Consider the following 6,285-nt stretch of genomic DNA (forward strand, 5'->3'; position numbering starts at 1 on the left):
ATGATGTCGGCGAGCGCCCGGTGCCCGCCGTGCTTGTCCGGCGAGGCGAAGTACGCCCGCGGGTACCAGCGCCGCGCCAGCTCCTTGATCGACGAGACGTCGATCATCCGGTAGTGCAGCCAGTTGTCCAGCTCGGGCATGTCGCGGGCGATGAACCAGCGGTCGGTGGCGATCGAGTTGCCGCACAGCGGGACTTTGCGCGACTCCCGCACGTGGTGCTTGACGTAGGCGAGCACCGCGTCCGAGGCCTCCGCGAGCGTCATGCCGCCGGGCAGGTCGGCGAGCAGCCCCGAGGTCGTGTGCATGTCCCGCACGACGTCGCTCATCTGGTCAAGCGCCTCGACTGGCGGCTTGATGATCAGGTCAATCCCGCTGTCGAGCAGGTTCAGCTCCGAGTCCGTGACAACGCACGCGATCTCAATCAACGCGTCCCGCTCGATGTCGAGCCCCGTCATCTCGCAGTCGATCCACACTAGCCGGTCGTTCATTCCACCAAGGGTAAAGGCAAAAGGCCTCATCCCGAACGAATGCGGCTTCCTGCTTCCTGCCCGCCCATCGCGTGCGGCGGGGCGGACGGAGAGGAAGGTTACGCCGGGATGGGGAGGGCCGCCTCGGCGCGCGGAGCCGGGAGGCCGCGGGCGCGGACCTGGAGGCCGTGCGGACCGGTGATCCGGTCGATATCGATCGCGCCGGGCCCGGCGTTGCCGCACCCGGGCACCTGCGACGCGCCGAAGTGACCGCCGCGGGCCCACGCGATCCGGCTGCGCCGGTCGGCGATCACCGCCGTGGCCGGCAGCTCGGGCCGGTATCCCTCGGGCCGGCCGGCCGGCCAGCGGCGCGGTACGCCCCAGGAGTCGAGCCAGCTGACGATCGCCTCGATCCCGACGAGCGGGCCGCCGGTGAACGGCTGGCCGGGGTGGCCGAGCACGCCGATCTGTACGCAGATCCGGCCCTCGGCGTTCACGTTCTCCGGCTGGGCCCGGATGCGGCCTGGTGCCCAGTCGAGGTGATCGGCGGCGCCGAGCGCGCGCCCGGCCCGCAGCACCGAGATGAGCTGGGCCATGTCGCCGGACAGCGGGTCCCAGATGAGATGGCACGGCCGGCGTTCGCCGATCAGCCGCTGCGCGGCCGACTGGACGGATACCGCGCCCGGGGCGGTACCGAGCGTTAGCCAGACCGCGCGGGGTGCGCCGCCGATCAGGGGGCCTCCGTCAGTCTCCGCCCGGATGCGCCTTGCTTCCGGCATCCATGCGTGTGCCACGACGCTGGCTCCCCTCCCATAAGGTCTAGACCCTCTAAGGCCGCAGACTTCTCTCCTTGCTTACGTCAGCCGCAGTGATTAGTCCAGAGGGGGTCCGGAATCCGGCGACAATGCAAGAAATTCAGGAGGAATCAACAATGGCGGCCATTGTTCGCCACGCGGTTAGCAGAAGTTCCGGCTGGCGTACGGCGAGCGCCACCACTGCGGAAAGACAAGCGTCTCACGAGGCGAAAGAGTTCACGCGCGGCCCATAGGCGCGCAGTTGGCGGAACCGGCGGCGGACCGCTAGCGCACCGCGGAGCGTGACTTGAAGTACGCGCCCGACTCCGCCCGCCAGATCAGCGCGATCGCGCCAAGGCCCAACAGCCACTCGACGATCGCGAGCACTAGGCTCACGACGTTGTAGACCCTGAGGTAATCCGCGGACCGCAGCGAGTCGACCGACGTGTAAAGGCTGATCGTCGAGAGCGCGAAGAGCGCCGACGCCACGATCCGCGCCCAGCTTCGCCCCTCGCGGTTTTTTCTGGCCATCAGCACCCACAGACCACAGAACACGAACGTCAAAACAACGGTTTGGACGATGTACCCGGTAATCTGGTTCGAGGTTGGCTGCTTTCCGTTGTTGAGCAAAGTTGGGACGGCGATCACCGCAAAGATGGAAAACAAACTGCTCACCACGGTGACCAGCGCTCCGCCGAGCATGAACCTGACTGACTTCCGCACCGAGCCAGGGACAGCCGAGTCGTCCGGGTCGCTGCCCGCGAGCCGCTTCTCGAGGCTGACAAGGGCCGACCGGCCGCTCTGACCACCAGATGATGTCTTCAACATTGGGTGCCCTAACGTGACGCGCTGACGGACGAAGCATAGTCCTGATCTGCGCGAAGCACCGCTTGGCCCGCCGGGAGGCGCGATGTCCTAATGATCCCTTCTTCTCAGTATTGCCAGAATCTCGTGTACCGACACTGGGCGCGATATCATCGCAGCGTCATCAACGCATGCATGTGCGGACAGTTCGTGCAGACGGCTCGTGCAGATGCGGTGCGAGGGTGCCAAAAGCGCTGGTGGGTGGGGATCATCGGCTTGTCGGAACACCTGAGAGGGGACCGCGTTGAGTGTTAGTGCGCCTGGGGGCGCCGCTCCCGCAGGCGGTCCGACCGTACTCAGGATGCTGCTCGGCGCTCAGCTCAGGCGACTGCGCGAGGGCGCGGGCGTCACGCGCGACGACGCCGGCTATCACATTCGCGCCTCGGGATCCAAGATCAGCCGGATGGAACTCGGCCGGGTCTCGTTCAAGGAACGCGACGTCACTGACCTGCTCGAGTTCTACGGCGTCGGCGATCTGGCGGAGCGGGAGAAGCTGGTCCAGCTGACCAGGGAAGCGAACGCGACTCCCTGGTACCAGAAGTTCCAGGATGTGGTCCCTGACTGGTTCCACGTCTTCGTGGGCCTCGAAGAGGCCGCGCAACTCATCCGTGTCTACGAGGTTCAGTTCGTGCCGGGGCTGCTGCAGACGGAAGAGTACGCGCGCGCCGTGATCCTGCAGGGCGCGCCCGGCCTGGACCCGGACGAAGTGGAGCGCCGGGTGGCGCTGCGGATGGGCCGGCAGAAGCTGCTCACGCGCGAGCACCCGCCGCGGTACTGGGTCATCATGGACGAGGCGGCGCTGCGCCGGCCGATGGGCGGCCGTGACGTGCACGTCGGGCAGATCGAGCGGCTCATCGACCTCGTTGGCGAGCCCAACATCACCATTCAGGTCATGCCGTTCAGGTACGGTGGGCACGCGGCCGAGGGTGGCGCGTTCACGATCATGCGGTTCCCGGAGACCGACCTCCCGGACGTGGTCTACATGGAGTACCTGACCGGCGCGCACTACATAGACAAGCCGGAAGAAGTCGAGCGCTACGCCGCGGTGATGGAACGCCTCTCGGTCGCGGGCACGTCGCCCGACCGGACCAGGGAGATCCTGACCGGGATGCTGAAGGACATCTGAGAGGGGCCAATGGCCGAGGGGGTCTACAACGGAATGCCGGCGGGCGAACTGCCGGACCTGCAGTGGCGGCTGGCCACTGCCGACAACGGTGAGGGCGGCGTCGAGATGGCCAGGCTGCCCGACGGGCAGATCGCCGTCCGCAACGCGGCGGACCCGGACGGCCCGGCGCTGATCTACACCAAGGCCGAGATCGAGGCGCTGATCGGCGGCGCGCAGGACGGCGATTTCGACGCGCTTCTCGCGTAGTGAAGCCGATCTCCCGGTAGCGGCAGAAGATCAAGATCCATCATTCCGAACGGGTGAATGGCTTCGCCTTACCCGGCCCGATGACGCTCCCGAGTTGTCGCGCCGGGAGCGGGTGCTGCTGCGCTGGGAGATTATTTCCGTTTTCGCGGTGTCGCTCGGCGCGAGTGGCGTCTCCGCGTTCGTCTCGCTAATCGGCTCGCTGACCGCGCACCATTCGCTCGCGTCGCAGTCGGTCACGCTGAACGGCTCGCAGGCGCCGGGCCGGCCGCTGCTCGACCTGTTCCTGCAACTGGTCTCGATCGCCTCGGGCGCCGCCCCGGTGGTGCTCGTGTTCTACCTGCTCGCCCGCTCCGGCGACGGCGCGAAATCCATCGGCGTGGACCGCACCCAGCCGCTGCGCGACTTCCTGCGCGGCGCCGGGCTCGCGGCGCTGATCGGCGGGAGCGGCCTCGGCCTGTACTTCATCGCGTACAAGTCAGGCATCGCGCTGAACGTCGTCGCGGAAAACGAGCCGAACGTCTGGTGGCGCTACCCGGTGCTGCTGCTGTCCGCGCTGCAGAACGGCGTGCTCGAAGAGGTGCTTGTCACCGGCTACCTGCTGACCCGGCTGCGCAGGCTCGGCGTCAACCCGTGGGCCGCCGTGGCCATTAGCGCGACGCTTCGCGGCTCGTACCACCTGTACCAGGGCTTCGGCGGCTTCGCCGGCAACGCGATCATGGGCGTCATCTTCGGCCTGCTTTTCCTGCGCTGGCGCCGCGCGACCCCGATGATTATCGCCCACACGCTGATCGACGCGGTGGCCTTCATCGGCTACGCCCTGCTGGCGGGCCACGTTTCCTGGCTTCCCTAAGAGGTCGCACGGATGGGACTGCCGGGCCCGCGGCGCCCCACCCGCGCGACCTCTAGCCAACGGGGAACCGTGGACTTTTCTGGTTCGTTAGCCTCTTCAAGCGCTGCTATCTCCAGCCTTTTGCGCAAACAAGCCAGTTGCGCTCTCGCCTCGTATTTCACACCAGTATCAGAAGATCGCTTGACGCTCTCGCGGGGGTCTCGTTATCGTGTCGCGACAGTCGCATTGCGAATAGCTGAGAAAGAGTCCAGTGGCCACTCATTCAGCTCCTCAAGCGCCGCAGGGGACTGGGGAGCACCGGTCAGCGGTGCCTGCTTCTGGCGCCGAGGGAGCCCGCCGGGTTCTCGCCGTCCTGCAAGCCTTCTCGCCGCGCCAGCACACGCTGACCGCAAGAGAGCTAGCAGAAACCACGGCTATCCCATTGCCCAGCATGTACCGATATATCGCCCTATTGCGCGATACCGGGATGCTGGTCGGCGACGACCACGGCGCTTACCACCTGTCGCCGCGATTCATCTCGCTTGCCCGCGCCGCCGAGGCCGCGGAGACGCTCATCGAGGTCGCCGACCCGGTCATGCGCGACCTGGTCCGCGAATGCGGCGAGACGGTGATCTTCGTGCGGCTGATCGCCCGCGTGCCGGTCTGCGTTCACCGGGTCGAATCGGAACATCACCTGCGCGCCACGTTCGAGCCGGGCCAGTCGCTGCCGCTGCTGCGCGGCGCGAGCGGCCGCGTTCTGCTCGCTGGCCTGCCGGAACGCCTGCGCCGCGAGTATCTCGCGCCGCTCGCGCAGTCCGACCCGCTGGCCGCCGCCGGCGCCGAGGAGTCCCTCGCCAAGGTCGCCGCGCGCGGCTGGGCGACGAGCGAGGAGGAGATCGACCGGGGCGTGTGGGCCGCGTCGGCGGCGGTAACGGACGGGCGGTCCACCGTCGCGGCGCTCACCGTGCCGTCGCCGCTGGTCCGCGCGCCCGCGGCGCAGCAGGAACGCCTGCTCGGCCAGGTGCGGGCCGCCGCCGCGCGGCTCAGCCGGCAGATCGAGCAAAGTTCAGCGAATTTAGCGTTTCTCTAACGCATTTACAGAGGCCCCATCCGGTTACTTGACTGCTATTCAACCGTTATCCTGCCCGCATGCCGGATTTCCAGAGTTCGCCCGAACTAGCCGCCGAGATCCCTGGCCCGAGCATCAATATCTTCTCGTCCTCGGTGACCGGGCTGCGGCAGGCGATGGCCGCGGGCGAGCTTACCCCCACCGCGCTTACCCAGCGGCACCTCGACCGCATCGCGGATGTGAATCCCGTGCTCGGCGCCGTGATCGCGGTTACCCCGGACGTGCTCGACCAGGCCGCCGCGAGCGACGTCGCCTGGCGGGCCGGCCAGCCGCGCGGCGCGCTTGAGGGAATCCCGGTTCTCGTCAAGGACAACGTGCAAGTGGCGGGCGCGCCGACCACGGCCGGCTCGCCGGCCCTGCTCGCCGCCCGGCCGCCGGACGCGTTCCTCGTCTCCCGGCTGCGCGCGGCCGGCGCGATCATCTTGGCGAAGGCCAACCTGTCGGAATGGGCGAACTTCCGGTCAACCCGCTCGACCAGCGGCTGGTCGACGCTCGGCGGGCAGACCGCGAACCCGTACGCGCTCGACCGCAACCCGTCCGGGTCGAGCTCGGGCTCGGCGGCCGGCCTGTCGGCGGGTTTCGCGCCGCTCGCCGTCGGGACGGAGACCGACGGGTCGATCGTCTCCCCGTCGAGCGCCTGCGGCATCGTCGGCATCAAGCCGACCCTCGGGCTCGTCAGCCGGACCGGCATCGTGCCGCTGTCCCTGGCGCAGGACACCGCGGGCCCGATGGCGACGTCGGTCGCGGACGCGGCGGTGCTGCTGTCGGTGCTCGGCGCCGCGGACCCGCACGACTGGGTGGCCGATCATCCTGGCTTCGTCGACTATGCG

8 protein-coding genes are annotated in these 6,285 nt (G+C 68.2%); 5 read left to right on the forward strand and 3 right to left on the reverse strand.

Annotated elements, in window-relative coordinates:
- The 3 genes from orn to VN779_RS14645 form a co-directional block, all read right to left on the reverse strand.
- The coding region (gene orn, locus VN779_RS14635) for an oligoribonuclease (RefSeq protein ID WP_325723504.1) at positions 1-488 on the reverse strand (488 nt) is incomplete at its 3' end.
- 98 nt (positions 489-586) lie between these two features.
- Positions 587-1,261, reverse strand: coding sequence for a hypothetical protein (locus VN779_RS14640; protein WP_325723506.1), 675 nt, complete (start codon positions 1,259-1,261; stop codon positions 587-589).
- 285 nt (positions 1,262-1,546) lie between these two features.
- A complete protein-coding gene (locus tag VN779_RS14645; RefSeq protein ID WP_325723508.1) occupies positions 1,547-1,963 on the reverse strand; it encodes a hypothetical protein in 417 nt (138 codons plus the stop codon).
- 463 nt (positions 1,964-2,426) lie between these two features.
- On the opposite strand from VN779_RS14645, the gene VN779_RS14650 reads away from it, so the two are divergent.
- The 5 genes from VN779_RS14650 to VN779_RS14670 form a co-directional block, all read left to right on the forward strand.
- Positions 2,427-3,251 carry a helix-turn-helix transcriptional regulator gene (locus tag VN779_RS14650; RefSeq protein WP_325723510.1) on the forward strand — a complete coding sequence of 275 codons (825 nt, stop codon included), beginning with the start codon at positions 2,427-2,429 and terminating at the stop codon, positions 3,249-3,251.
- A gap of 9 nt (positions 3,252-3,260) precedes the next feature.
- Positions 3,261-3,497, forward strand: a complete 237-nt coding sequence (locus tag VN779_RS14655; protein ID WP_325723511.1) for a DUF397 domain-containing protein — start codon at positions 3,261-3,263, stop codon at positions 3,495-3,497.
- A gap of 94 nt (positions 3,498-3,591) precedes the next feature.
- Entirely contained in the window at positions 3,592-4,347 is a 756-nt protein-coding gene (locus tag VN779_RS14660) for a CPBP family intramembrane glutamic endopeptidase (protein WP_325723512.1), read from the forward strand.
- 307 nt (positions 4,348-4,654) lie between these two features.
- A complete protein-coding gene (locus tag VN779_RS14665) occupies positions 4,655-5,416 on the forward strand; it encodes an IclR family transcriptional regulator (protein ID WP_325723514.1) in 762 nt (253 codons plus the stop codon).
- Positions 5,417-5,475: 59 nt separating this feature from the next.
- The coding region (locus VN779_RS14670) for an amidase family protein (RefSeq protein WP_325723516.1) at positions 5,476-6,285 on the forward strand (810 nt) is incomplete at its 3' end.

Origin of the sequence: Actinocrinis sp., from assembly GCF_035605935.1 — a bacterium.
GTDB lineage: Bacteria > Actinomycetota > Actinomycetes > Streptomycetales > Catenulisporaceae > Actinocrinis.